Below are 24,624 nucleotides of genomic sequence, written 5' to 3'. Positions count from 1 at the left end.
CTTGTCGGACAAACGAAAGCCGCCGCCCGATGCAGAATCGGGCGGCGGTTTTTTCGTCGTCCAATGATGTCAGGCCGCGATGCTCGCACGCGGCGCCGGCAAGCCCATCTCCTTGCGGAACAGCGATTCCATCTCGCGCCGCACCTGGATCGACTGCAACGTGCTGTCGACGGCGACGTCGCTCCAGCACACAGTATGCCCGGCGGCGACCGGGCGTTGCAGCACGATGTGATGCGCCAGTCCGATCGGCAGCGCTTCGGCGTTGAGCGAGTCGACTGCCGGCATCAGTTTGCCGTACACCATATGGCCGCCTTCGCCGTCGAGCTTTTCGCCCGGCTTGAGGTCGCGTTTGGCAGTGGCCACCGTGTCGCCGCTGAAGGCCAGTGTGCTGCCGGTGGGTTGGCCGCGCACGGCGATGTTGGCCACCGAGATGCCGAGTTCCAGACCGATCAGGTGATAGGGTTTGTACATGGTGGCGTAGCGGCCGCTGTTGTCGGTCCTGAGGCCGTACTGGGCGAAGCAGTCGCGTACGTAATCGCTGGGTGCTTCAAAGGTCACGTACACGCCCCAGCGCAAGTCGCGGAACACCGGACGGCCGTCGCGCTCCAGTGACGATACCACTTCCACTGTGCCGGAATGCGGCAGGATGCCGCCCGCCGAAGCAGGCTTGAGCACGCTCGGCAAATCGTCCACGCCGCACGGCGGGAACGCCAGCCCGCTGGCGCCCGGCGTCAGGCCGCAGGCATTGGCTACGGCACCCATTTCCAGCGCCGACTTGGTGCCGTCGAGGAAGGAATTGAACATCTGCGCATTGAAGTCGCCCGATGCCACCTGCGCTTCACTGAAACCGTAGTGGCCCCATACAGTGTCCGGCGTCGACTGGTGATAGATGGGCAGGTATTTGGTGCCCTTGCCGGCGCAGACGACATCGAAACCGGACGTGCGCGCCCAGTCGACCATTTCGGCAATCAGCGCCGGCTGGTCGCCGTAGGCCATCGAATAGACGATGCCGGCTTCGGCGGCGCGGCGCGCCAGCAGCGGTCCTGCCAGCGCGTCGGCTTCGACGTTGACCATGATGATGTGCTTGCGATGACGGCAACACAGCAGCGCATGGCGGATGCCGGCGGCGGGGTTGCCGGTGGCGTCGATCACGATGTCGAGCTGCGGATGCGCAATCATCGCCTCGGCGTCGTCCTGCACGAAGGTGCTGCCGTCGCGCAGCGCCTCGTCCCATGAGCGCGCGGCATGCATGTCGTCCTTCCAGCCGACGCGCGCCAATGCCTGTTTGGCGCGCGCCGGCGAGAGATCGGCGATACCCAGCAGATGCACTCCTGGCGTGCGCGGCACCTGCGACAGGAACATCGAGCCGAACTTGCCGGCGCCGATCAGGCCGACGCGCACCGGTTTGCCGGCTTCGGCCAGCGCTTTGAGCTGATTGAACATGGTTGCCATGCTGTCTCCTTGATTGTGATGGTCGTGCCGGCGCCTGCTTCTCTTGCCGATTCGTTGTTTTTGCAGGGCGTACGGATGTCACGCAGAAAAAGAGTAGCATTGGGATTTTTCGCAGTAAATGCCGAATATCACACACTTCATGTGCAAAAAATCGCATGCCTAAATTCGACTGGAACGACCTGCAAGCATTCCTCGCCGTGGTGCGTGCCGGCCGTCTGACCGTGGCTGCGCGCCAGCTTGGCATCGACCATTCGACGTTGAGTCGGCGCATTGCCGGACTGGAAGCATCGCTGGGCGTGGTTCTGTTTGACCGTCGTTCGGCCGGCTACGCGTTGACGGCGGAAGGTGAACGACTGATCCCTGATGCCGAGGCGGTCGAGAGCCTTGCCATGCGCATCCGTGCGCGCCAGGATGATCCGGCACAAGGATTGACCGGTTCGATCCGCATCGGCACGCCCGAGGCTTGGGGCACTTACTTCTTGGCGCCGCAACTGAGCCTGCTGGCGCAGCAGCACCCCGAACTGGAAGTGGAACTGATCGCCAACCCGCGCATGTTCAGCCTGTCCAAGCGCGAAGCAGATATCGCCGTCAGCATGACGCGGCCCGAGCAAGGGCGCTTGTACGCGCGACGGCTGAACGATTACGAACTGGGGATTTACGCGGCGCGCGACTATCTGCGCCGATACGGCGGCGTCGACCGCAAGGCGCAATTGGAAGAGCATCCCTGGGTCGGCTATGTCGAAGATTTGATGTGGTCGCGCGAACTTGATTACTTGTCTGAGATCGCGCCTGCGCTGCAACCGCGTATCCGCATTTCCAACATCATCAGCCAGATGGCGGCGGTCGTCGGCGGAGCAGGGCTGGGCGTTCTGCCCTGTTTCATGGCGCGGCGAGAAAAGAAACTGGCGCGTTTGTTGCCTGAGGTGAAACTTTATCGTTCCTACTGGCTGATCACGCACGCCGATGCCCGCGACATCTTGCGGGTCAATGTGGTGGCGGATTTCATCATGGAGCGGGTGCAGGCGGAAGGGCGGGGATTCTGGGTGGATGACGTCGCCGCAAAGTCATAGCCGGCGAGAGCGTCAGTTGCTCTTGGCTTTTTCTATCGTCGAGCGTGCAGCTTCCTTCATGGCCACGGGCTCTTCTGCATCCGAATCGAGGTACTGATTTTCCAGGTTGATTGCCAGATTGCTCATTTTTTCGGCAAGGTCGGCCAGTGCGACACTGAGCTCGCACATCAGGCTGGAGATGTTTTTGGGAGAGTCTGCCATGTCTCTTTCCTTAAACGGGTGCGACAGGACGGACCTGCCAGAACACACTTTCGGACGTCACGAATGACTGAAGTGAACAACTGACCACAGGCATGCCGGTTTATTTTAAGCCCAATTTCGATTTGTCTGCGTCGGATGCAGAAAATGTGTGCAAGAACCATACATGACGCAGAAGGCGGCCCTGTTACAAATACCTGATCTCGATGGTGGTGGAGCCGTCCAGTTGAACCTCCTGCGTCAATGGCAAGTTTTCGGGCCGGTTCAGGACGGCCTGTACATGGATGACGGTGGACAGCGTCTTCATGGCAATCGGCGTGGCGCCATCCTGGCTGAAGGAAAAATAGCCGCCTTCATGGTCGACATAGCTGGTGTTGCCATTCCAGGAAATACCCTTGTCCTTGGACGAGATGTTGCCGGCCGCTTTGCCGTCCGCAGTTGCGCCGCTGGAAAAGGAGACTACATAGCCGCCGATGTTCTTGTTGGCAACACTGCCTAATCCAAAGTTGTAGGCAGCGTCCGTTTTCAGGCTGTCGGTGATGCCGGCAACGCGGGAAGAGGCGCAGTTGTCGACGGCTACAATGGCGATTTTGGCCGGCGCGTCGCAAGTGACCGACAGATTGACTTGTTTGGTTTCCAGAACTTTGTATTGGCCGGCAACCAGTGATTTTGCGGAGATGGTGCCGTAGTCGGCTGTACCGCCGTTGCCCAATGTCGGTGTGCATGCGGCAGGGCGGATGACGCCTGTGACACGCAATTCGACGGACGGTGCAGCGTGGGCTGCAGCGGCAGCGCATAGTGCGGATGTCAGAGCGACGTGGGTGAAGAGGCGTTTCATGGCGTTCGGTTTCAAGGTGAGCGCCATATTTCAGCGCGATGAATACATTTTCGTGATTTGAGCCCTGGATTAATATGGGAAAAATCTCAAAAAATGGCTGGTTCGGAAGATAGCCGGAACCGCAGGCTAGCGTGGATGAGGGGGAAAAATGAGACCGGGAAATAAAAAAGGGCTTGCATGTGCAAGCCCTTCATCGTCGCGCTTCATGCCGACAGTTGCCCGTCAGAAGGTTTCCCAATCCGAATCGGAGTCGGGCATTGCCGCCTTGGACGAGCCGGCCGGTTTGTTGGCAGGAGCGGGGGGAAGGCGTGGCGTTGTCGCCGGTTTGGTCCTGGCGGCAAGGGCTGCCGGTTTGGCCGGCGCCCTCACGGACTTGGGCGTCGCTGTCGCAGTAGGGCGCGTCGCAGCAGGCGCTGCCGTTCTCGCGACCGGGGCCGTCTGGACAGGGGTGGAGGCATCGAGTTTGAAGCGTCCGACCAGATTGGCCAGCGTCACCGCCTGATCCTGGAGCGATTGCGCGGCGGCGGCGGCTTGCTCCACCAGCGCGGCATTCTGCTGGGTGCCTTCGTCCATTTGCGTGATGGCCTGGCCGACTTCGTTGATGCCGGCGCTTTGCTCCTGGCTGGCCGCACTGATTTCGCCGACGATGTCGGTCACGCGCTTGACGCTGGCGACCACCTCGCTCATGGTTTCGCCGGCTTGCTGCACCAGCTTGCTGCCGACGTCGACCTTGGAAACGGAGTCGTCGATCAGCGTCTTGATTTCTTTCGCCGCAGCCGAGGAGCGCTGCGCCAGGCTGCGCACTTCGCTTGCCACCACCGCAAAGCCGCGGCCTTGCTCGCCGGCGCGTGCGGCTTCCACCGCGGCGTTCAATGCCAGGATATTGGTCTGGAAGGCGATGCCGTCGATCACGCTGATGATGTCGACGATCTTCTTCGATGAGTCGTTGATGGAACCCATGGTGTCGACTACCTGGCCGACCACTGCGCCCCCCTGGACCGCGACCTCGGAGGCCGAGACCGCCAGTTGATTTGCCTGACGGGCGTTGTCGGCATTCTGCTTGACGGTCGAGGTGAGTTCTTCCATCGCCGACGCCGTCTCTTCCAGCGAGCCTGCCTGCTGCTCGGTGCGCGAAGACAGGTCGAGGTTGCCGCTGGCGATTTCGCTTGAGGCGGTAGCGATGGTGTCCGCCGACGATTTGATGTTCGAAATCGTGTGCATCAGCGAATCGCGCATGCGCTTGAAGGCATAGACGAGGCTGGAGGTATCGCCGGGGGAGGTGTGAATGGTCAGCGTCAGGTCGCCGTCGGAAATGCGATTGGCGATTTCCGCCGCATCGCCCGGATCGCCGCCGATGGTGCGCAGGATGCTGCGGTTGTTGAACACGACCAGGCCGATCAGGAGGATGGCGAAGCCAACGAAAATTGCCGCGAGCTGATAGAGCGAGCGAATGAAAGCCCCATTAACATCATCGAGATAGATACCGGTCGTAATGATCCAGTCCCAGGGCTCGTAGCGGAAAGCATAGGAAAGCTTCGGGACGGGGTCGGAAGAGCCGACCTTGGGCCAGATGTAATGGATGAAATCGCCATTGGGCAATGCGCCGGCTTTGGAAATATCCTTGAATATCTGGTTGCCGGCCGGGTCCTTGAAGTCGGACATGTTCTTGCCGTTCAGTTCCGGCTTGATCGGGTGCATGATGGTGATCGCAGCCGAATTGGAAATGGAGAAATAGCCATCCTGACCATAGCGCATGCTCTTCACACGCGTCAGGGCCGCCTTCTGCGCCTCTTCCTTACTCATTGCACCGCTCTTGGTCAGATCGCCGTATTCCTTGATCGTGCTCATGGCGACTTGCGCCACATTGATCAGGTCCTTCTTGCGTTCCTCCAGGCGGATGTTGCGCGCCTGATTGGCATTGAAGATCGAAATAGCGAGCAAGGCAATGAGGCTGAGCACGAGCGGTGCCCATAGCCGTTGGTTGAATGAGAGTTTCATCCCGATGATCTCCAGAGTTTTCTTTGATTGATAATTGTGATTTCCGGCGAGTCTGTGCAGGCCTTGAAAACTTGGATATGTCTACCCGAGTTGTTGACGTCAATGGCGCGTCAGCACGTTAACTTTAAACATGGTAGAAAAAAGGAAAACCCCGATCAATGAGGCTTTAGTGCGCCTTATCTTGCCTTATCGGAGCTGGTACCAGAGCATGCCGATCCATTCGTGCAAAGCATAGTTGCTGCGTCGCAATCCTTCGCCGCCAGGCAGGAAATCGAACAAGTTCAGCCGCTCGCGGCTGAAGAAGACAGTCGGTGCTGGCATGACCTCCAAGCCCGCCTTGCGGAAACTCAGGACGGCGCGCGGCATGTGCATGGCGTCAGTCACCAGCAGGATGCGTCGCACGCCGGCCTGACGCAGGATACGGGCGGACAGTATGGCGTTGTCGGCGGTGGTGTCGGAATCTTTTTCCTGCCATTTCGCCTCCACGCCGAAGTCGCGTTGCAGGCTGCGCGCCATGACTTCGGCTTCACTTTCGGCGGAACCGTCCGGTTTGCCGCCGCTGACGAGGACGGGCAGACCGCTGGCGCGATGCAGCCGTGCGGCATATTGCAATCGCGCCAGCGTCAGGTAATTGGGCGTGTCGGCATCGCCGTATTCCGGCGCTTTGGATAACCTGCCGCCGCCAAGAACGACGATGGCTTGCGCAGTCGGTGGAATGGTTGCGAGCACCGGCGTCTGCGATTCGAGCGGCGCCGCCAGCAGCAAGGCGCCGGCATGGGTGCTGAACAGGCCGAGCGATGCCAGCGCGACCCAGCAGAGCCACACCGCGCGGCGCCAATACTGCTGCAACAGCAAGCCAAGAACGGCAAGCAGCAAAAGATTAAGCGGGAACAACAGGGCGACGCTGACAAGTTTGGCGATGGAATTCATATTGGAAAGGAAAGGTATATAGCCGACCATTGTCGTCGATGATTCCCGGTCGGAACAAGTCAGCCCTGCAACGGTAAAAGCACGGTTGCTTGCTCTGTGCGACGGTTTTTAGTGCAATATGCAATGCATCGTCCGTTCGGCGTTGATCCGGCCACTCTAGCGTTCCAGGCCGCGGGCTGAAAACGCGGGAAGGCATCTCAACCACAATATCAACACTCTTTAACATCATGTCCGAAAATGATCAGAATACGGGATTTCTCCAGGCAGCAGACGGCATCCGACTCTTTTACCGCGAATGGCGGCACCATCAACCGCGCGGCGCCGTCGTGCTGGTGCATGGACTCGGCGAGCATGGCGGCCGCTACGATGCATTGGCCGGGATTTTTCATGAGGCGGGTTTTTCGGTGCGGATTCACGATCATCGCGGCCATGGCAGGTCGGAAGGTGCGAGCGGCAGCTTGCGCGCGAGCGAGGATTTCCTGACCGATCTCAAGCTGGTATTCGACGATTTCGCAGCCGGCCGGCAGACCACGCCATTCCTGTTCGGACACAGCCTCGGCGGATTGGTGGCGGCGCGCTTCGCCACCGGCGGATTATCCAAAGTGCGGGGGCTGCTGTTGTCATCGCCGGCGTTGGCAATTCGCATGTCGTGTTTCCAGAAGATCCTGCTGGCGCTGACCACGCGGATTGCACCTGGATTGGCCGTGTCGACCAGCCTGCCCACCGCGAGACTGTCGCATGATGCCGAGTCGGTACGGGCCTATCAGGCCGATCCGCTTAATCACGACAAGGTATCGGCGCGCGTGGTCAATTTCATGCTCGACGCCATGGCGCAGGTGCAGCGCGATGCCGGGACGTTCACGTTGCCCTTGTTGTTGCAGATTGCCGGCGACGATGCCTTTGTCGATCCTGCCGGCAGCCATTCTTTTTTTGCTCGCGTGCCGCAGGTCGACAAGACTTTCCATTGCTACGACGACGCCTATCACGAGATTTTCAATGAATCGGCGGAGCGCCGTTTGCGCGCGCAACGCGATCTGACTGCATGGCTGGAGCTGCACTTACATCAAGAATGAGGTGATGCGAAAGGATATTTTTGTTGCGCCGCACAGGAGGATGTCGGAAACTGAAATTTAACCTGAATTTACAAGTGTAAATATGTCTCAGGGCTGGCCGCTGGGCAGGTTGGTGAAGCCGCAGCGACTGTCGAAGCCCACGAATCCCGGGGCGCAAGCACAGCCGGTGATCGCCAGCGCCACTGCGGCAGCGAGAATGATGGTCATGATGCGCGGCATGAGCAGTCTTTCGAAATGAAATAAAAGCGTGGAGTGTAAGCCAAGCGATCTTGGCTCTCCACCAGCATAACGACTGCGAGGGCGGATACTTGAACTGGTTGCTGAGATTGTAAAGATACGTTGTCTCGGTCCGGTTGAACCGGTTGCCGTCGGAACCGGCAAAACAAAAGGGCAGAAGAATCTGCCCTTTGTTCATTTCATGCTGCCTGCGGTTGCCCGCGGCAGGCTGGCCGCCTGTGGATCAGCGTGTCGACGCGAAATAACGCGCAACCATTGCAGCGATCAGCAGGGTGTATGGCAGGACATCGATCAGGATACGCATGGCAGGCTCCGCAAAAAGTGATTTATGTTGCATTGCAGTATGCGGGGTTTGCCCTCTCTTTTCCAATTTTGATTGCCAATACCAGTTATCGATCTGTTGAATATCAGGACGGGGGAAGGTGAGCAACAGGCAGTACTGGGGGCTACTGAAAACAGCCTTAGTTTTCCTGCTGCAGTGTCGGGCCCTTCATGTTGGCGCTGATGCGCACCTTGTATACGCCGGCGGTTTTCAGATCCAGGGTGATTTGCTGCGTCTGCGGATAAGACGGGCTATTAAGAGTATGTACCGGCTTGATGCTGAAGGTATAGCTGGTGCCCGGTTGGAGCCAGATGCTGAAATGCTCTCCCGAAAGAATCTGCGCCAGAACGACATCGTTGATTGCCAGTTCCAGCGGCGAGTTGCCGAACAGGAAAGTCGAGGTGCGCGAGAATTGGACCTCCGCCGTGCCCGAGGATTGTTGCATCATGCTCTTGATGTAGACGCGCGCTTCCGGCACTTGCCTGGTCGGAGTGGGTTGCTCGTCGGCCGGCTGGATGGCGCATGCGGCCAGCGCTAATGCCAGCAGACATGCAGTGATCGGTGTCTTCATTGCTGCTTCCTTTATCGGGGATGGGAATGCATTTCATCTGTCAGAATAGGCAACAGTGATTCTGACACGAAGCATGGTGAATGCCTAGGCGGGCATTGAACTATATCGCCGGCGTGATCGTCGCTATGGATGAAAGCCGCGGCAGCTTGTCGCCGAGCTGCTCAAGATCCGCCAGAGGCAGGCGCACCAGCAACCGCGCCAGCGCATCGTGGCGGTTGCCCAGCAGCAGGTACTGCTTTTGCTGCAGCCAGTAGCGCAGTTGCGATTCGTCGGCGTAGGCGACGGCGATTTCGATTTCGGCGTAGGGAATGCGTTCGATACGCTGGGCTTGCTTGAGCGCCGTGGCAATGGCCTCGGTATAGGCGCGCACCAGTCCGCCGGCGCCGAGCTTGATGCCGCCGTAATAGCGCACCACTGCAGCCAGCACACCGTCAAGCTCATGGTGGCGCAGCACTTCCAGCATCGGCCGTCCTGCTGTGCCGGACGGTTCGCCGTCATCCGACATGCCCGATTGGCCGCCCGCCATCAGTGCCCAGCAGACATGGGTGGCGGCGCGGTGCTGCGCGCGGAGCCGGTCCAATTGGCGCAGCGCCGCCTCGCGGTTGTCGACCGGCATGACAATGCCGATGAAGCGGCTCTTGCGGATGTCGAGTTCGATCTCGACAGCGGCGGCGAGCGTGTAGGTTGGCAAGACGAATATCCCGGTGTGAGGTTTCTGCGGTCAGGCCGCCATGCCGCGCAGGGTGGAGATTTCTGCCTGCAGAGCCTGGTTCTCTGCCGTCAGTGCGGCAATCCGGGCGTTGAGTGCGGCGATTTCGGCGCGCAGCGCTGCCGGATCGTCGCCGCCGTTGATGTCCGATGCCGGCGCGATCGTTTCGGTTCCCTCCGGCGCGACGCGCGGCGTGCGATTGGCGGCCTTCTGCTCGCGCACCATCTTGGCGGCCTGGCGCAATTCCTTCTTGCCGCCGGCCACGGCATTCACTTGTGCTTCGTTCGGCAGCGAGGCCACGGCTGCCGCGGCGTTGATGGAAATGGCGCCGGACCGCACCGCCTCCACCAGTTCCGGCGCGGCGGTCTTGCGGATTTTTTCGATCTGGCCAATGGTGTTGGAACTGATGCCGGCGACGCGGGCGATGTCTTCGCGGGTCTTGATGGACGCGCTCGGGATCGCGGTTTCGGCGGGGCTGTCTACCGCCGGCATTGCTGCCGTGGCGGATTCACTGGTGGCGATGACCGCGTCCATCTCCACCTTGACGCGGGCGGCGATGATGTCGCGCTTGCGCAGCGCCAGCACGCCGCGCTGGAAATCGGTGACGCTGCGGCGGCCGAGCTGGTTGTCGATCATCCACAGCATGACGTCTTCGATGGAGGTGAAGCCGGTGTTTTGCACGGTCTTGAATGGAATATCGTGCTTGCGGCAGATTTCGTAGCGGTTGTGGCCGTCGACCAGCACGTCCCCCCACAGCACCAGCGCGTCGCGGCATCCTTCGGCCAGCAGGCTGCGCTCGAGGGCGGCGTATTCGTTGGCGGTGAGCGGATCGATGTATTGGAGGAGTTCGTCGTTGATCGTGATATTCATGGCATCCCTGATCCGCCCCGGGGAGTCGGAGGCGGACCGGAATTTTACACCAACGGCCGACGGTTCCCGGCCTCTTCAGGCGCTGCGGCCGTCGTGGGGATGCGCTTGAGTGCAACCAGATCGATATCTCCGAGGCAGCACGCGTTGATGGTCGCGATCGGTTCTTTCAGGTGGCGAAGAATTCGTCGTTGGCGACGGCGGCGAAAAAATTGCGAGAAGGAATGTTCATGGCGATCAAAAAGAGGAATGGAGCAGATGATCGGCGAGTCGGTCGAAACTGCCGTTCCAGCCGCCTTGGTGGCCATCGCGCTCGGCCAGCGACTGGAACGGTGCTTGGTGGAAGCGCATGTGCGTTTTGCCGTCGCGTTCGGTGAAATCGATGGTGACCAGCGTCTCCATGCCGCGTTCGCCTTCTTCATCCCAGGCGAAGGTGAATACCAGCCGCTCCGGCGCTTTCACCTCGCGAAAGACGCCGCCTTGCCACAGCTTGCGGCCGTCTTCCACGCCGTGCAGACAGCCGCGCCAGACGCCGCCGGGGCGCGCATCCATTTCCAGCACGGCGGCAGGGTGGGCCGGCGGCCCCCACCAGCGCCGCGCATGTTCTGCATCGGTCCACATTTTGAAAACCAGTTCGCGCGGTGCATCGAAAGTGCGCGTGATGCACAGCGCCCGGTCTGTCGAAGTCATCATCTGCATGGCAAGTGTTGCAGCCGTCATGGTAGTGCTCCTTGATTGCCTTATCAAATTGTTCAGAGAGATTGCGGTCGTCGGCCGTGTTGCTTCAGGACGGCATCGGCCGTTCGCAGTTGATCATCCAGGGAATCCCGAACTGATCGGTCAGCATGCCGAAGCGCACCGCCCAGAAGGTTTCCTGCAACGGCATGCGAATCTCGGCATTCGGTTGCAATGCCTGGAAGACGCGTTCGGCTTCCGCCGGGTCCCAGGTATTGATGGTGATCTGGAAACCTTGCGGCTTTTCCATGCAGCCGGCTTGCATGTCCGACCCCATCACGACCTGGTCGCCGATGCGGATGCGCGCATGCATGACCTTGCCATGCTGTTCCGCCGGCATGTCCTTGGCCATCGGCGAATCGCCGTTGCGCATCATGAATTGGATTTCGCCGCCGAGCGCCTTCTGGTAGAAGTTGAAAGCCTCTTCGCAACGGCCGTCGAAATTGAGATAGGCATGTAATTGCATGGTCTGCTCCTTATTCAATTGGATGAGGGATGCGTCGCTGCTTGCGACGGCTTGTTGTTGTACGGTGCTTCGCGTTATTTCGGGACGTCTCTGGCCTGCAGTTCCCGCAGATGATCCTCCAGCCGGTCGAAGCTGGCTTCCCAGAACTGGCGGTATTGCCCGATCCAGTCATGCACTTCGTGCAAAGGTCTGGCCTCCAGCTTGCAGGGACGCCATTGCGCCTCGCGTCCGCGCGTAATCAATCCGGCGCGCTCCAGCACCTTGAGATGCTTGGTGATGGCTGGGGGACTGATCTCGAACGGTTCCATCAATTCCTTCACCGAGGCTTCGCCCGAGGCCAGCCGCGCCAGGATGGCGCGCCGGGTGGGATCGGCAAGAGCGGAGAAGGTGGCGCTGAGGTGATCGGGGGGCATGAGGGCGTTTGCCAATTAATTAACCAGTTGGTAAATTAATGCCTCCCGCGCCGTCTTGTCAAGTATTTGCCAAGTATTTTTTCGATGGGGATTGCGGCTGATAGAATCCTTGTTCTCCCCACGTTCTGAAAACGGATTCAGCATGGATGCCTTGTTCTTCATTCCCGTCGCCATCATGCTGGCGCTGGTGCCCGGCCCCAACAATTTTTGCGCGCTCAACAACGGCATTCGCCGGGGCGTCGGCATGGCCTTGCTGGCGACCTTCGGGCGCGTGACGGCGTTCGCGATTTTCCTGACGATTTCGGCGGTGGGGCTGGGGGCGATGCTGCTGGCGTCGGAAACCGCCTTCACTGCCGTCAAGTGGATCGGCGCGGTCTACCTTTTTTATCTCGGCTGGCGCGCCTGGCGCAGCCGTGAATTCCATGGCCTGGAACTGGCTGACGGTGTTGGCGCCCATGCCGTGCCGGCGCAAAAAGGCGCTTTCGCGCTGGTCGTGCAGGAATTTTTGCTCGGCATCACCAATCCGAAGGCGATCATGCTGTTCGCGGCGATCTTCCCGCAGTTCATCGACCCCTCGCGACCGGCCGCGCATCAGTTCCTGGTACTTGGTTCCATCTACCTGTGCGCGGAGTTCGTCTCCAGCGCGGTCTATTCCGCCTGCGGCAAGCAGATTCGCCGCTTCATCCGCACCTCGCGCGGCGTCGCCCGCCTGAACAAGGCCACCGGCGGTTTTTTCATCGGTGCCGGCGCCTTGCTGCTGGCTGCGCGCCAGTAATTTTTCCCGAGTGAGTGCGGCGGGACGTCTTCTTCCTGTTGCGATTCGGTGGGAGGGAAACCGCCCGGATCATGCGTCCCGATGCATTTCGTTGAGCAGTTGCAGGTGCCGCTCGATCTCGAATACGTGCGGATCGTCCTTGCCTAGCTCGCGCAAGGCCACGGCCAGTCCAAGCAGGTAGTCGGCGTTGCGTCCGCTGGGGCCTTCGGCGCGGGCGATCTGACGCGCAATGTCACGTTCAGGGGCCGGGCCGAGGAAGGCGGCGTTTTCTTCCGTGGCGATGTAGATCAAGCCTTCGGTACTGTCGCCGTCTTCAAAAATGATATCGGTGGACAGGCGCAGGTAGCCGTTTTTCTCACGGTAATCGAGATGGTCGAACACTTCCGGCGTGATCAGATAGGCCATGCCGGCACAGGTCGCTCCGGCATCCGGGATCAGCGTCACCACCCGTCCGGGCGCTTCTGCGGTGCCGCGATGGTCGTGCGAACCCTGCCAGAAACGGCGGCTCCAGCCGACGATGTGCGCCGGACGACGCTCAATGAAGGGGAAATCGGCCTTGAAGATCAGCGAGCCGTAGCCGAACAGCCACACGCTGTCGTGCTGGTCGAACCGGGTCATGGCTTTGTTGCGGGCGATGGTGTTGTCGGACATGGGAACGGCAGCGACGATGAACAGCAGAAAGCAGAATTATAAGGCGGGATGTCTGCAAGGACGGGCAAAAGGAAAGGGCAGCAAAGCCGGAGAGGGGGGGGGCATGCCCGCCCGGCCGCTTGCGCGGGGGCGGGTGTGGATTTCAATTCTCGCCGTGTCGCTGGTCGAGGTCGGACAGGCCGGAATACATGCCGCAGCAATGCGGTTCGCCGCGATGCGAACCGGTCGTCAGGGTACTGGAGTCGTTCAGGTAGTCGACCAGTTTCCTGTACAGCGTAGAGAAGTATTTTTTCATGATGTCCCCCTTTTCCTTGTTGAGACATGTTGCCAACCGCTTGTAATCGTTTGCATTGATCGCGCAAACCGCAGAACAAGCGACCTGTAAATAGTTTATATCATTTATTCTACGGTGTGCCTTCTTTCTCGGTTATCAGGCAATTCCTGATGCTTTTGTGGTCTTTTCCCTACGCCGGCTGGCCTAGCAGCCACGTGCGAAAGGCCAGCATCGCAGTGGTTTCCTGTCTCGATTTCAAGCGCGTGAGCCAGTAGGCGCCATTGCTGACGGAAATCTCGAAAGGACACATCAGCCGGCCCTGGTGCAGTTCTCGTTCGAACATATTCATCGGCAGCAAGGCGACGCCGGCTTGCTGTGCCGCCGCCTCGGCCATGGTCAGCGACGAATCGAACACGAAGCCGCGGATCGGCGGGCAGGGAACTCCGGCGGCGGCAAACCAGTTGTTCCATTCATCGGTGCGATAAGAGCGCAACAGCGTTTCGCCGGCCAGATCCTGCGGGCGGCGCAAGCGCTCGGCGACGGCAGGCGCGCACATCGGCGAAAGCGGCGCCGCGAACAGGCGCTCGGCCTCGGTGCCGTGCCAGGCACCGTCACCGAAGCGGATCGCGTAATCCAGTCCTTCGCCGGCCAGGTCGACGCGGTTGTTGTTCGTGAGCAGGCGCAGGTCGACGAAAGGATAAGTCTGCTGGAATTCGCGCAGCCGCGGCATCAGCCAGCCCACCGCAAACGTCCCGACCACGCCCAGCGTCAGTACTTCCCGCATCCGGCCGTTTTCGAACTGGCCCAGCACCGTGGCGATGCGCCCGAACGATTCCGCCAGCACCGGCAGCAGGGCCAGTCCTTCGTCGGTCAACGCCAAGCCGCGCGGCAGGCGCCGGAACAGGAGCACGCCCATGCGCTCTTCCAGGTTCTTGACCTGCATGCTGACGGCGGTTTGGGTCACGTTCAGCTCGTCGGCGGCGTGGGTGAAGCTGAGATGGCGTGCCGCCACTTCGAAGGCGCGCAGGGCGTTGAGAGGAAGGTGCATGATGATCTTTGGTATCAGTTTTTCTTTGGTCTGATGCAAATTATGATGAATTGCGACGGCATTGGTTGCTGCCTATGATTTCGCTTCATTCCCATTTATGCAAGGAGAAAATATGATCGGCAGAAGACATTTCCTCGCCATGACAGGAAGCGTCCTGGCAGGCTGCGCCACAGGAGCATGGGCGGCAGATGCAGCAAAGGCAAAAAAAACTATGGGGTCGTCGTCAGTCGTCTCCCGGCTGGCCAAACTGGAAGCCGGCGTCAACGGCCGTCTCGGCGTGGAGATTCTCGATACTGCCAGCGGCAAGCATTGGGGTTATCGTGCCGACGAGCGCTTTCCGATGTGCAGCACGTTCAAGTTCCTGGCGGCGTCGGCGGTGCTCAAGCGGGTCGATGCCGGCGCCGAGCAACTAGATCGCCGCATCGTCTACGGCGAAGACGTGCTGGTGTCGTATTCACCGACGACCGCCAAACATGTCGGTGGCGACGGCTTGTCGCTGGCGCAACTTTGCGAGGCGGCCATCACCTTGAGCGATAATACCGCTGCCAACCTGATACTTCGTAGTATTGGAGGATTGGAGCCGTTCAACGATTTCGTGGCGTCGCTGGGCGACGGCGTCACGCGGCTGAGCCGCTTCGAAACCGAGCTCAATAGCGCCATCCCAGGCGATCCGCGCGACACTACGACGCCGGCGGCAATGACCGCCAATCTGCACAAGGTTTTGTTGGGCGACGTCTTGTCTCCCGCATCGCGTCGCCAGATCACCGCGTGGATGGCTGCCAACAAGACCGGCGATCAGCGCCTCCGCGCCGGCATGGCGCCCGGCTGGAAGGTCGGCGACAAGACCGGTTCCGGCGACCACGGCACCACCAATACCGTCGCCATTATCTGGCCGCCGCAGGGCAAGCCTTTGCTGGCATCCATTTACCTGACCGAGACCAAGGCGCCGGCGGAACGGCGCAATGCCGTGCTGGCTGATGTCGGCAAATTGATCGTGGCGGGCCTCGATTGATGAGACTCAGATATCGGCTGGTGTTGACGAAAGGGAAATGATTCATCCTTTTCGATTTCCGATCTCTTCGTTGCCTTGCGTCAAAGCCCTGATTTACGGGGCTTTTCAGGCTATGTTGCCGTGAATCAAATGTCCCGTTTTGCTTTGTAATGATGGTCTGACGTGGTAAGACCAGTCAGATCGAGCATTTGAAAAAACAAGCTGCCGCAGCGGCGGATAAAAACGGGATGGAACACAAGCAATGAACATTATCGGAAACATGAAAATCGGCAAGCGCCTTGCTCTGGGCTTCGCCATCATTCTGGCCTTCTCTATCGTGATCACCGCCATCGGCATCTGGCGTTTGCAAACGGTGTCGTCCGCCACGCGCGACATGATGAGCCAGCCTCTGCTGAAAGAACGCCTGATCGGCGACTGGTACGCCAACCTTGTCAGCGGCATTCGCCGCACCATCGCCATCGCCAAGAGCAGCGATCCGGCGCTCGGTCCGTATTTCGCGCAAGAAGCCGCAGCTTCATCGAAGAGCTCCGGCGAATACCAGAAGAAGGTCGAAGCACTGCTGGAAAGTGACGAAGAAAAGAAGCTGTTCCAAAAGATCGGCGAGCAGCGCAAGATTTACCTGTCTTCGCGCGACGACATCAACAAGGCCAAGGCTGCGGGAAATATCGAGGAAGCCGCGCGCATACTCGACAAAACCTTCGTGCCGGCGTCCAACGCCTACCAGGACACCATGCGCCAACTGGTCGAACTGCAGCGCAAGGAAATCGACGAGACCGCCCAGCACATTGACGTCATCGCCGACGACAGCCGCATCCTGCTGCTGGTGCTGGAGGGCTTGATCCTGGCGTTGGGCGTCCTGTGCGCCTGGTACCTGACGGTCGGCATCACGCGTCCGATCAATTCCGCCGTGATCATCTCGCGCCGCGTCGCCGAAGGTGATCTGACCGCCGACGTGACGGTCAGCAGCAGGGATGAAACCGGCCAGTTGCTGCAAGCCCTGCAAGACATGAACAAGAGCCTGCGCGGGATTGTCAGCAACGTGCGCAGCGGCACCGACACCATCGCCACTGCGTCCAGCGAGATCGCCGCCGGCAACCTCGACCTGTCCTCGCGCACCGAGCAGCAAGCCAGCGCGCTGGAAGAAACCGCGTCGTCGATGGAAGAGCTGATCTCCACCGTCAAGCAGAACGCCGACAATGCGCGCCAGGCCAACCAATTGGCCGTGTCCGCTTCCGATATCGCCACCCAGGGCGGCGGCGTAGTCGGCCAGGTGGTTGACACCATGGGCGCCATCAACGCGTCGTCGAAGAAGATCGTCGACATCATCAGCGTGATCGATGGCATCGCCTTCCAGACCAATATTTTGGCGCTCAATGCCGCAGTGGAAGCGGCGCGCGCCGGCGAACAGGGCCGCGGTTTCGCCGTGGTGGCGAGCGAAGTGCGCAGCCTGGCGCAACGCTCCGCCGCCGCAGCCAAAGAGATCAAGGTGCTGATCAACGACTCGGTGGAAAAAGTCGGCAACGGCAGCAAGCTGGTCGAGCAGGCCGGGGCGACCATGGAAGAGGTGGTCAACAGCGTCAAGCGCGTGACTGACATCGTTGCCGAGATCAGTTCCGCCAGTGAGGAGCAGACCACCGGCATCGAACAGATCAACCACGCGATCACCCAGATGGACCAGGTGACCCAGCAAAACGCGGCGCTGGTCGAGCAGGCTGCAGCCGCTGCGGCATCAATGCAGACCCAGGCCGACAGCCTGGCGCAACTGGTCAGCGTTTTCACGCTGAGCGGTATGCCTGCCTTGCCCGCTGCGCACCGCACCATCGACATCACGCCGAAGGAACCGCGCCTGCAATAAATGCCGGACCTCGCACTTCGGAAAGCCCGCACCGTCAAGGTCCGGGCTTTTTTCGTTGGCGGCTGGATATTCGGAATGCTCGCTTTTCCGATTCCGGTTTTCCGCAAGAAAATTGCTTTCGCGAGGCAATTCTCTCTATGGAAATCCTTTTAAATCAGTGGTTTGTATTTTTCCCGGTTATTGGCATGAAGCCTGCAATAGCTCTCTCAAAACAATAAAACGGGAGACAGATGTGACGCCGCTTTCCTCGCTGTAATCCAGCAAATCAACGTCTCTTTCTTGCTCTTGTCGCACCGCCGTGGCGGACGCGATTGCAGGCATTCGCCATCAACCGGCCGTACCTGCGTCCCTGAGTCATCGCGGGCGCGTTCAGCCTTTCCATCAACAATCTGGAGATAACAATGACCCAAACAGTTTCCGCGCCTTCCGGCGTCGCCGGAGCAACGGCCGGCGCCTCTGCCGCTCCGTCCACGACGCGGCAGCGCATTTTCGCGATCCTCGGCGCTTCGTCCGGCAATCTGGTCGAATGGTTCGACTTTTACGTCTATTCCTTCTGCGCCATCTATTTCGCGCCGGCATTTTTCCCAAAAGGCGACACCACGACGCAATTGCTGAACACCGCCGGCGTTTTCGCCGCCGGTTTCCTGATGCGCCCGATCGGCGGCTGGCTGTTCGGCCGCATCGCCGACAAGCATGGCCGCCGGACGTCGATGATGATCTCGGTGCTGATGATGTGCGGCGGCTCGCTGATGATCGCTTTCATGCCGACGTACGCAACAATCGGCACGGTGGCGCCTTTCCTGCTGCTGGTGGCGCGCCTGTTCCAGGGACTGTCGGTGGGTGGAGAGTACGGCACCAGCGCGACCTACATGAGTGAAGTCGCGCCCAAGAACAATCGTGGCTTTTTCGCCTCCTTTCAATACGTCACCCTGATCGGCGGCCAGTTGCTGGCGGTGCTGGTGCTGGTGGTCATGCAGCAGACCCTGAGCAATGAAGAATTGCGCGCCTGGGGCTGGCGTGTGCCGTTCGTGCTGGGCGCGGGCGGTGCGCTGATTGCGCTGTACCTCCGCAAATCGTTGACGGAAACCGCCACCGACGAAACCCGCAAGAAGAAGGACGCCGGTACCTTCGCCGGCCTGTGGAAGCACAAGCGCGCCTTCTTCACCGTGGTCGGCTTCACCGCCGGCGGCTCGCTGATGTTCTACACCTTCACCACCTACATGCAGAAGTATCTGGTCAATACCGCCGGCATGAACGCCAAGACCGCCAGTGCCGTGATGACCGGCGCGCTGTTCGTCTACATGATCATGCAACCGTTGTTCGGTGCGCTGTCCGACAAGATCGGCCGTCGCAACATGATGCTGTTCTTCGGCGTTTTGGGCACCCTGTGCACGATGCCCATCCTGCATCTGCTCAAGGATGTCACCGATCCGTATGCGGCTTTCGGCCTGGCCATCCTGGCGCTGGCGATCGTCAGCTTCTACACCTCGATCAGCGGCCTGATCAAGGCCGAGATGTTTCCGCCCGAGGTGCGCGCCTTGTGCGTCGGACTGTCGTATGCAGTGGGCAATGCGCTGTTTGGCGGCTCGGCCGAGTTCGTCGCGCTGTCGTTCAAGGCGGCCGGCATGGAGTCCAGTTTCTACTGGTACGTGTCCATCCTGTGCGCGATCGCCTTGCTGATCACCTTCTGGATGCCGGACCCGACCAAGGTCGGCTATCTGAAGGACGAAGACTGATGGCGTTGCGGGAAGGTTCGGGCGATGCGCGCTCGCGGTTATCATAGAGGCCGGATTATTCAGACCTCGATCGCTTTGCCCGCCATGACTTCCCGCAAGATTCCCCTTTCGATTGCCGTCGTCGCGCTATGCGCGGCGGCGGTTTTTTTTGCGACGTATTTCCTGGCGGCGAGCAAGGCGCGCAGCGACCTGCATGCAGCCGGCGAGCGCCAGTTGCAGATCGTCGCGCTGGATCTGCAATCCATCCTCGACAAGTTCGAGATCATGCCTTATGCGCTCGGCGCGCTGGCCGACGTCGACCAGGTGCTGCATCATCCCGACGACGCGGCGGCGGTGCGGCGTCTCAACCTGAGTTTGCAGGCGATTCAACGGCAATCGAAGGTGCTGGCGATTTACATGATGGATGACAAGGGCATGACGCTCGCGGCCAGCAACTGGAGCGAAGACACCACTTTCGTCGGCCGCGATTTCGGCTTCCGTCCTTACTTCGTGGAAGCGCTGGCCGGGCGCAGCGGCCGCTTTTACGGCATCGGCAATATCTCCAGCGAGCCGGGATATTTCATGGCGCAGCCGATTTACGCTACGGGTACGGCGCGCGGCCAAGGCAAACCGATTGGTGTCATGACCGTCAAGGTGGACCTGTCCGAATTCGAACATACCTGGCGCAGCAATGAAGACCCGATCACGCTGGCCGATCGCAGCGGCGTGGTGTTTCTCAGCAATCGTCCCGAGTGGAAATATCACAGCCTGCGTCCGATCGACAAGGGCCTGCAGCAGGAACTGGCCGACACTCATCAATACGCCGACCAGCCGATCACGCCAGTGGCCGGCATGCCGAAGGAGTTGCGGCGCGGCTTCGGCGAGCACGTCTCACGCGCCATCGACAAGCAGGGTTGGCAATTGATGCTGTTTCCGTCGCAGGCACGCATTGCCCGTATCGCCATGCTATGGTCAATGTGGGTGGCGCTGGTCATGGCGATCGCGGCGATTTCTCTGTGGGCGCTGTACCAGCGCCGGCGGCGTTTGCAGGAGCGGCTGGAGTCGCGCGACGCCTTGCGCCGCGCAGCCCAGGAACTCGACGTCATCATCGCCGTGCGCACCCAAGAGCTGCGCGTCGCCAACCAGGCGCTGGAAGGAAAATACGCCACCTTGCAGCAGACTGAAAGCCTGCTGCGTTCCACGCAAAACGAACTGGTGCAAGCCGGCAAGCTGGCCATGCTGGGGCAGATGGCCGCCGGCGTTACGCATGAACTGAATCAGCCGTTGGCGGCGATCCGCGCCTTCGCCGACAACGCTGTGCAATTCATTCGTCGCGGCCAGTTGCCGCAAGTGGAAGAGAACCTCGAACACATCAGCGGCGCCAGCGCCCATATGGGCAAGATCATCGCCCAGCTCAAGGGGTTCGCGCGCAAGAGCGGAGACAATATCGCCGTGGTCGACCTGGCGCAGACGGTGGAAGCAGCGGTGCTGCTGTTGCGCAACGAGTTTCGTCAGCAGGCGGTCGCCATCGAGATCGACGTGCGTAGTCCGGTGCAGGTAATGGGCGACGCGGTGCGCACCGAGCAGGTGCTCATCAATCTCCTGCGCAACGCCATCGATGCGGTCGAGGCTGTCGAATATGTGGCCGACAAGCGCGTCGCTGTGATCGTCGAGCGTGAGGCAAACGAGGCCGTCATCCGCATTCGCGACACGGGCCCCGGCATCCCGGACGAAGTCGCGCCGCACCTGTTCGAGCCGTTCTTCACCACCAAGCCGAGCGGAAAGGGGCTGGGCCTGGGACTGGCGATTTCGTCTTCCATCGTGCAGGCGATGAATGGCCGGCTGTCGGCGCATAATCTGCCCGAGGGCGGCGCCGAATTCATCGTGCGCCTGCCGGCGCCGGAGGCGGGACATTAGTGGAAACATCATGGAGAAGTCATTGACCGCACAAGCTATTTTGATCGAGGACGAACAAAGCGTCCGCAAGGCGACGGCGCAAACGCTGGAGCTGGGCGGCTTCAGCGTGCAGGCCTGCGCCGACGCCGAGCAGGCGTTGCCGCTGCTGCACGCGGGTTTTCCCGGCATCGTCGTGACCGACGTGCGGTTGCCGGGACGCTCGGGGCTGGAAGTGCTGGCGCACGCGGTGGCCGCCGACGCCGACTTGCCGGTCATCGTGGTCACCGGCCACGGCGACGTCGGCATGGCGGTGGAAGCAATGCGCGCCGGCGCCTATGATTTCATCGAAAAGCCCTTCGCCGCCGACCGCCTGCTGGAGACCGCCCGTCGCGCACAAGAGAAACGTAACCTTGTCCTCGACAATCGCCGCCTGAAAGAAGCCTGGCTCGCCGATCCCCATCCCGATCTGCCGCCGCTGGTCGGCCAGTCGGCCGCCATGGAGCGCGTGCGCACGCTGATCCGCAGCGTCGGTCCGGCGGCGGTGGATATCCTGATCAACGGCCAGACCGGCACCGGCAAGGAAGTCGTGGCGCGCCAGTTGCATGCCGCCAGCGAACGCAAGGGGCCGTTCGTCGCGATCAATTGCGGCGCGTTGCCGGAGAGCGTGTTCGAGAGCGAGATTTTCGGCCATGAAGCGGGTGCCTTCACCGGCGCGCAAAAGCGCCGCATCGGCAAGCTGGAATACGCCAACGGCGGCACGCTGTTCCTCGACGAAATTGAAAGCATGCCGATGGCCTTGCAGGTCAAGCTGTTGCGCGTACTGCAGGAGCGCAAGCTGGAACGCCTGGGCGGCAACGACTCGATTGCCGTCGATTGCCGCGTGATCGCGGCGAGCAAGGCCGACCTGCTGCAATTGAGCGGGCAGGGCGCATTCCGCGAAGACCTGTATTACCGTATCGGTGTGGTCAGCATCGATCTGCCGCGCTTGAGCGAGCGGCGCGAAGACATCCCGCTGCTGCTGGCGCATTTCATCCATGCCGCGGCGATCCGCTATGGCCGCGAAGCGCCGGTGTGGACTGCGGCACAGATGGCGCAATGGCAGCAGCGCGATTGGCCGGGCAACGTGCGTGAACTGCGCAATGTCGCCGACCGCTGGGTGCTTGGCGTGACTGATGCCATTGTTGTCGACCCGATGCCGGCGGCAACGTCCTTGCCGCAACAGTTGGATGCTTATGAACGCGCATTGATCGAAGCAGCGCTGGCAGCGGCTGACGGCAATGTGGCGTTGGCGGCCGAACAATTGGCCATTCCCCGCAAAACGCTTTACGACAAAATCAGAAAATACGATCTGGCGGCAAGCCGCAGCGGCGGCATCTGAACGCACCATCTGAGGGGATTTTGAGGGGGCGTCTTTGTTTTTGGCAGGCGCTGGGTTAGACTCTTGTCCCAGAGTAATATCGGGTGCGATGTCAGGCCGTCTCAGGCAGTCTCAAGCGGCATCGGCCCATCTATATGGGGAATATCATGAAACGCTTTATCGCCTTGTCGCTGGCCGCATGTATCGCATTTATCCTGTGCGCCTGCGAAAAAACAGACTTCGAGAAAAAATCCGAGCGCGACGCCGACGCCCGCCGCGCCATCAATACCAAGCCGAAGTCGCAATAACGCCTGCTTCGCGGGTGTGCTGCTTCAATAGCGTTGCGGCCACGATTTCGGTGTCTTGTAGGCGTGGCTGACCACGATGCGCGTGGCCGCGATGAGTCCGCTCAGGCCGAGCACCAATTGCGTCAGCGTATCGCCGGGCAAGGCCCATATCGATGACGAAGGCGCCGCCACACCGGTCGCCGCCGTGATGACCGGCGCCACCCATTGCGCTTCCTCCGTCACATCCAGCAGGATGTCGCCCTCTGAGGTGGTATGCATGTAAATCTCGCCGCCCAACTCCATGCAAAAGCAGATGCCATAGCCTTTCGTGTTGTCCTTCTTGACCGCCTGCTGCAAATCCCGGTTGTAATTGTCTATCCATGCTTCCACGTCATACGTGGTCGACAGGACAATCCACGGCCTGGTGGGCTGGAGATCGTCGGAGTCTTGTTCCTGATCGCGCATAAATTGGTGGCTGGCTTGGCTGGACGCTGGCGTATGAAGAGCAGCATTATCGGACTTTTTTTGCCGCGAATGCGCACTATTTGGATAGCGGCGCAGGAGGCAAGCCCGTATCGGCGCTGGCGGCATTGAACCCATTGGTGGGCGTAGAGGCGAAATAGGCTTTGGTGTTGTCATGCACGGCGTCGCTGTCGAGCAAGTCCTGAGGGCTCCACCATTGAAATTCCGCATGCTGCTGGTCATGCATTGAAATCGCATCGCCATCGATCCTGCATTGATAGCCGATCACGACATAGTGGGTATTGACGCCCGGCAAGTCGAGTGCATTGTCCTCGTAGAAATGTTCGAATACACCGAGTATGACGCCATCCTGCACCATCTTCCCAAGTTCCGTCAGTGCAATACGCTGCAAGGCATCCGCGAGTTTTTCGTTCTTGCGAATGCGGCGGAACGAACCAATAGTCGCGTGCGGGACGGTTGCGGCGCTGGCCCAGAAGAACGAGTCCCTGGCAGTTGCGCACGATCAGATCAATGGCGACGAGAGGCGTGTTGTCGATGATCCGGCCGAAGTCGTTGTCGTTGTCGTTGAGTTTCATCGTTGGAGATAGTGTGATGGGAATGCTGGCGATTCTATCCGAGTCTTGTTTCGGACGGTTTTGATGGCGCCGGATATGTGCGTTGTTGAGAACTTGTGCCGTGGAGAAATTGATATTTGTCATGTAATTGCTGTTTAACATTTTGTATTGCATTGTTGCCGCGCATTGTGTGCTTCAATGAGATCAGGATTCTTTTTTTGATTTGCTGGTGTTGCGCAGTTCCGGCAGTTGAATCGTCGACAGAAAACATCTCACTCAGAAAGGGAAAAACATGCGCGTCAATTTGCCCGTCACGCAGGTCGAATACGTCATGAAGGATGGCGAATCCATCGTGTCCAAAACCGACCTCAAAGGCCGCATTACCTACGTCAATCCCTACTTCATCGAAGCGAGCGGATTTGAAGAGGCCGAACTGATCGGTTCACCGCACAACATGGTGCGCCATCCCGACATGCCGCCCGAAGCCTATGCCGACCTCTGGGCCACGCTCAAGGCCGGCCGTCCCTGGACCGGCATGGTCAAGAACCGACGCAAGAACGGCGACTTCTACTGGGTCAAGGCCAATGTCACGCCGATCCGCGAAAACGGCCGCGTCGCCGGCTACATGTCGGTACGCACCAAGCCCGAACGCGGCGACATCCTCGCTGCCGAAGACATCTACGCGCGCTTTCGCCGCAACCAAGCCAAGGGGCTGGCGATCGAACAGGGTGCGGCGGTGCGCAAGGGTATTGTGAGCAGGTTGAAAGTGTGGGGCAAGATGCCGTAGAACTGGCAGATCGCCGTTCATCTGGGGGTGTTGCTGGCGTTCTTCTGGGCC

The 24,624-nt window shown here is 60.2% G+C and carries 27 protein-coding genes; 10 read left to right on the top strand and 17 right to left on the bottom strand.

Features of this window, described 5'->3' with window-relative positions; genetic code table 11:
- Positions 1–69 precede the first annotated feature (69 nt).
- Complete coding sequence (locus tag RV1423_RS05130) at positions 70–1,452, bottom strand: Gfo/Idh/MocA family oxidoreductase (protein WP_034293955.1); 1,383 nt, start codon at positions 1,450–1,452, stop codon at positions 70–72.
- 155 nt (positions 1,453–1,607) lie between these two features.
- Here RV1423_RS05130 and RV1423_RS05125 point away from each other — a divergent pair, with 155 nt between their 5' ends.
- Entirely contained in the window at positions 1,608–2,522 is a 915-nt protein-coding gene (locus tag RV1423_RS05125) for a LysR family transcriptional regulator (RefSeq protein ID WP_034293952.1), read from the top strand.
- Positions 2,523–2,534: 12 nt separating this feature from the next.
- Here the strand turns inward: RV1423_RS05125 and RV1423_RS05120 are convergent, their stop codons facing one another.
- The 4 genes from RV1423_RS05120 to RV1423_RS05105 all read right to left on the bottom strand — a co-directional run bounded on the left by RV1423_RS05120 (position 2,535) and on the right by RV1423_RS05105 (position 6,516).
- Positions 2,535–2,723 carry a hypothetical protein gene (locus tag RV1423_RS05120; RefSeq protein WP_034293948.1) on the bottom strand — a complete coding sequence of 63 codons (189 nt, stop codon included), beginning with the start codon at positions 2,721–2,723 and terminating at the stop codon, positions 2,535–2,537.
- A 184-nt stretch (positions 2,724–2,907) separates the two neighbouring features.
- On the bottom strand, positions 2,908–3,558 hold the full coding sequence (locus tag RV1423_RS05115) for a DUF1120 domain-containing protein (RefSeq protein ID WP_034294486.1): 651 nt from the start codon (positions 3,556–3,558) through the stop codon (positions 2,908–2,910).
- A gap of 222 nt (positions 3,559–3,780) precedes the next feature.
- Complete coding sequence (locus RV1423_RS05110) at positions 3,781–5,556, bottom strand: methyl-accepting chemotaxis protein (protein ID WP_034293945.1); 1,776 nt, start codon at positions 5,554–5,556, stop codon at positions 3,781–3,783.
- Between the two features lie 186 nt (positions 5,557–5,742).
- Complete coding sequence (locus tag RV1423_RS05105; RefSeq protein ID WP_155835031.1) at positions 5,743–6,516, bottom strand: YdcF family protein; 774 nt, start codon at positions 6,514–6,516, stop codon at positions 5,743–5,745.
- Positions 6,517–6,713: 197 nt separating this feature from the next.
- On the opposite strand from RV1423_RS05105, the gene RV1423_RS05100 reads away from it, so the two are divergent.
- Complete coding sequence (locus tag RV1423_RS05100) at positions 6,714–7,559, top strand: alpha/beta hydrolase (protein WP_034293939.1); 846 nt, start codon at positions 6,714–6,716, stop codon at positions 7,557–7,559.
- A gap of 460 nt (positions 7,560–8,019) precedes the next feature.
- Here the strand turns inward: RV1423_RS05100 and RV1423_RS29695 are convergent, their stop codons facing one another.
- The 7 genes from RV1423_RS29695 to RV1423_RS05070 all read right to left on the bottom strand — a co-directional run bounded on the left by RV1423_RS29695 (position 8,020) and on the right by RV1423_RS05070 (position 11,879).
- Positions 8,020–8,226 (bottom strand): hypothetical protein, encoded by a 207-nt coding sequence (locus RV1423_RS29695; protein WP_155835030.1) that lies wholly within the window; start codon positions 8,224–8,226, stop codon positions 8,020–8,022.
- 31 nt (positions 8,227–8,257) lie between these two features.
- On the bottom strand, positions 8,258–8,689 hold the full coding sequence (locus RV1423_RS05095; RefSeq protein WP_034293936.1) for a hypothetical protein: 432 nt from the start codon (positions 8,687–8,689) through the stop codon (positions 8,258–8,260).
- A 100-nt stretch (positions 8,690–8,789) separates the two neighbouring features.
- Positions 8,790–9,380, bottom strand: coding sequence for a YigZ family protein (locus RV1423_RS05090; RefSeq protein ID WP_034293934.1), 591 nt, complete (start codon positions 9,378–9,380; stop codon positions 8,790–8,792).
- A 30-nt stretch (positions 9,381–9,410) separates the two neighbouring features.
- Entirely contained in the window at positions 9,411–10,268 is an 858-nt protein-coding gene (locus RV1423_RS05085; protein ID WP_034293932.1) for a hypothetical protein, read from the bottom strand.
- 234 nt (positions 10,269–10,502) lie between these two features.
- Positions 10,503–10,985 carry an SRPBCC domain-containing protein gene (locus RV1423_RS05080; RefSeq protein ID WP_231502061.1) on the bottom strand — a complete coding sequence of 161 codons (483 nt, stop codon included), beginning with the start codon at positions 10,983–10,985 and terminating at the stop codon, positions 10,503–10,505.
- 64 nt (positions 10,986–11,049) lie between these two features.
- A complete protein-coding gene (locus RV1423_RS05075; protein WP_034293926.1) occupies positions 11,050–11,466 on the bottom strand; it encodes a VOC family protein in 417 nt (138 codons plus the stop codon).
- A 74-nt stretch (positions 11,467–11,540) separates the two neighbouring features.
- On the bottom strand, positions 11,541–11,879 hold the full coding sequence (locus RV1423_RS05070; protein WP_034293924.1) for a helix-turn-helix transcriptional regulator: 339 nt from the start codon (positions 11,877–11,879) through the stop codon (positions 11,541–11,543).
- Between the two features lie 142 nt (positions 11,880–12,021).
- Here RV1423_RS05070 and RV1423_RS05065 point away from each other — a divergent pair, with 142 nt between their 5' ends.
- Positions 12,022–12,654, top strand: a complete 633-nt coding sequence (locus RV1423_RS05065; RefSeq protein WP_034293921.1) for a LysE family translocator — start codon at positions 12,022–12,024, stop codon at positions 12,652–12,654.
- Positions 12,655–12,723: 69 nt separating this feature from the next.
- Here RV1423_RS05065 and RV1423_RS05060 read toward each other — a convergent pair whose 3' ends face one another.
- The 3 genes from RV1423_RS05060 to RV1423_RS05055 form a co-directional block, all read right to left on the bottom strand.
- Positions 12,724–13,305, bottom strand: coding sequence for a gamma-glutamylcyclotransferase (locus tag RV1423_RS05060; protein WP_034293918.1), 582 nt, complete (start codon positions 13,303–13,305; stop codon positions 12,724–12,726).
- 142 nt (positions 13,306–13,447) lie between these two features.
- Positions 13,448–13,600, bottom strand: coding sequence for a hypothetical protein (locus RV1423_RS30340; RefSeq protein ID WP_197034878.1), 153 nt, complete (start codon positions 13,598–13,600; stop codon positions 13,448–13,450).
- A 169-nt stretch (positions 13,601–13,769) separates the two neighbouring features.
- On the bottom strand, positions 13,770–14,627 hold the full coding sequence (locus tag RV1423_RS05055) for a LysR family transcriptional regulator (RefSeq protein WP_034294484.1): 858 nt from the start codon (positions 14,625–14,627) through the stop codon (positions 13,770–13,772).
- A 112-nt stretch (positions 14,628–14,739) separates the two neighbouring features.
- Here RV1423_RS05055 and bla point away from each other — a divergent pair, with 112 nt between their 5' ends.
- From bla to RV1423_RS30335, 6 genes are all read left to right on the top strand, one after another.
- Complete coding sequence (bla, locus tag RV1423_RS05050) at positions 14,740–15,639, top strand: class A beta-lactamase (protein WP_034293915.1); 900 nt, start codon at positions 14,740–14,742, stop codon at positions 15,637–15,639.
- Positions 15,640–15,880: 241 nt separating this feature from the next.
- On the top strand, positions 15,881–17,494 hold the full coding sequence (locus tag RV1423_RS05045) for a methyl-accepting chemotaxis protein (protein WP_034293912.1): 1,614 nt from the start codon (positions 15,881–15,883) through the stop codon (positions 17,492–17,494).
- 401 nt (positions 17,495–17,895) lie between these two features.
- The gene (locus RV1423_RS05040) at positions 17,896–19,230 is read left to right on the top strand and encodes an MFS family transporter (RefSeq protein WP_034293909.1); all 1,335 of its coding nucleotides are present in this window, start codon (positions 17,896–17,898) and stop codon (positions 19,228–19,230) included.
- An 84-nt stretch (positions 19,231–19,314) separates the two neighbouring features.
- On the top strand, positions 19,315–21,126 hold the full coding sequence (locus tag RV1423_RS05035; protein WP_034293907.1) for an ATP-binding protein: 1,812 nt from the start codon (positions 19,315–19,317) through the stop codon (positions 21,124–21,126).
- 10 nt (positions 21,127–21,136) lie between these two features.
- Positions 21,137–22,483: a sigma-54 dependent transcriptional regulator gene (locus RV1423_RS05030; RefSeq protein WP_034293905.1), complete on the top strand. Its 1,347-nt coding sequence runs from the start codon at positions 21,137–21,139 to the stop codon at positions 22,481–22,483.
- Positions 22,484–22,629: 146 nt separating this feature from the next.
- Entirely contained in the window at positions 22,630–22,770 is a 141-nt protein-coding gene (locus tag RV1423_RS30335; protein WP_197034877.1) for a hypothetical protein, read from the top strand.
- 24 nt (positions 22,771–22,794) lie between these two features.
- Here RV1423_RS30335 and RV1423_RS05025 read toward each other — a convergent pair whose 3' ends face one another.
- Both RV1423_RS05025 and RV1423_RS30570 read right to left on the bottom strand, forming a co-directional pair.
- Positions 22,795–23,214 (bottom strand): hypothetical protein, encoded by a 420-nt coding sequence (locus RV1423_RS05025; protein WP_034293902.1) that lies wholly within the window; start codon positions 23,212–23,214, stop codon positions 22,795–22,797.
- A gap of 76 nt (positions 23,215–23,290) precedes the next feature.
- Positions 23,291–23,623 (bottom strand): NUDIX domain-containing protein, encoded by a 333-nt coding sequence (locus RV1423_RS30570; protein WP_231502060.1) that lies wholly within the window; start codon positions 23,621–23,623, stop codon positions 23,291–23,293.
- Positions 23,624–24,078: 455 nt separating this feature from the next.
- Here RV1423_RS30570 and RV1423_RS30565 point away from each other — a divergent pair, with 455 nt between their 5' ends.
- Entirely contained in the window at positions 24,079–24,573 is a 495-nt protein-coding gene (locus RV1423_RS30565; RefSeq protein WP_231502059.1) for a PAS domain-containing protein, read from the top strand.
- Positions 24,574–24,624 lie beyond the last annotated feature (51 nt).

The organism is Herbaspirillum sp. RV1423, assembly GCF_000577615.1.
Taxonomy (GTDB): Bacteria; Pseudomonadota; Gammaproteobacteria; order Burkholderiales; family Burkholderiaceae_D; genus Herbaspirillum.
Note: the sequence above shows the minus strand (reverse complement) of the source record. Positions and strands in the feature narration are given on the sequence as shown.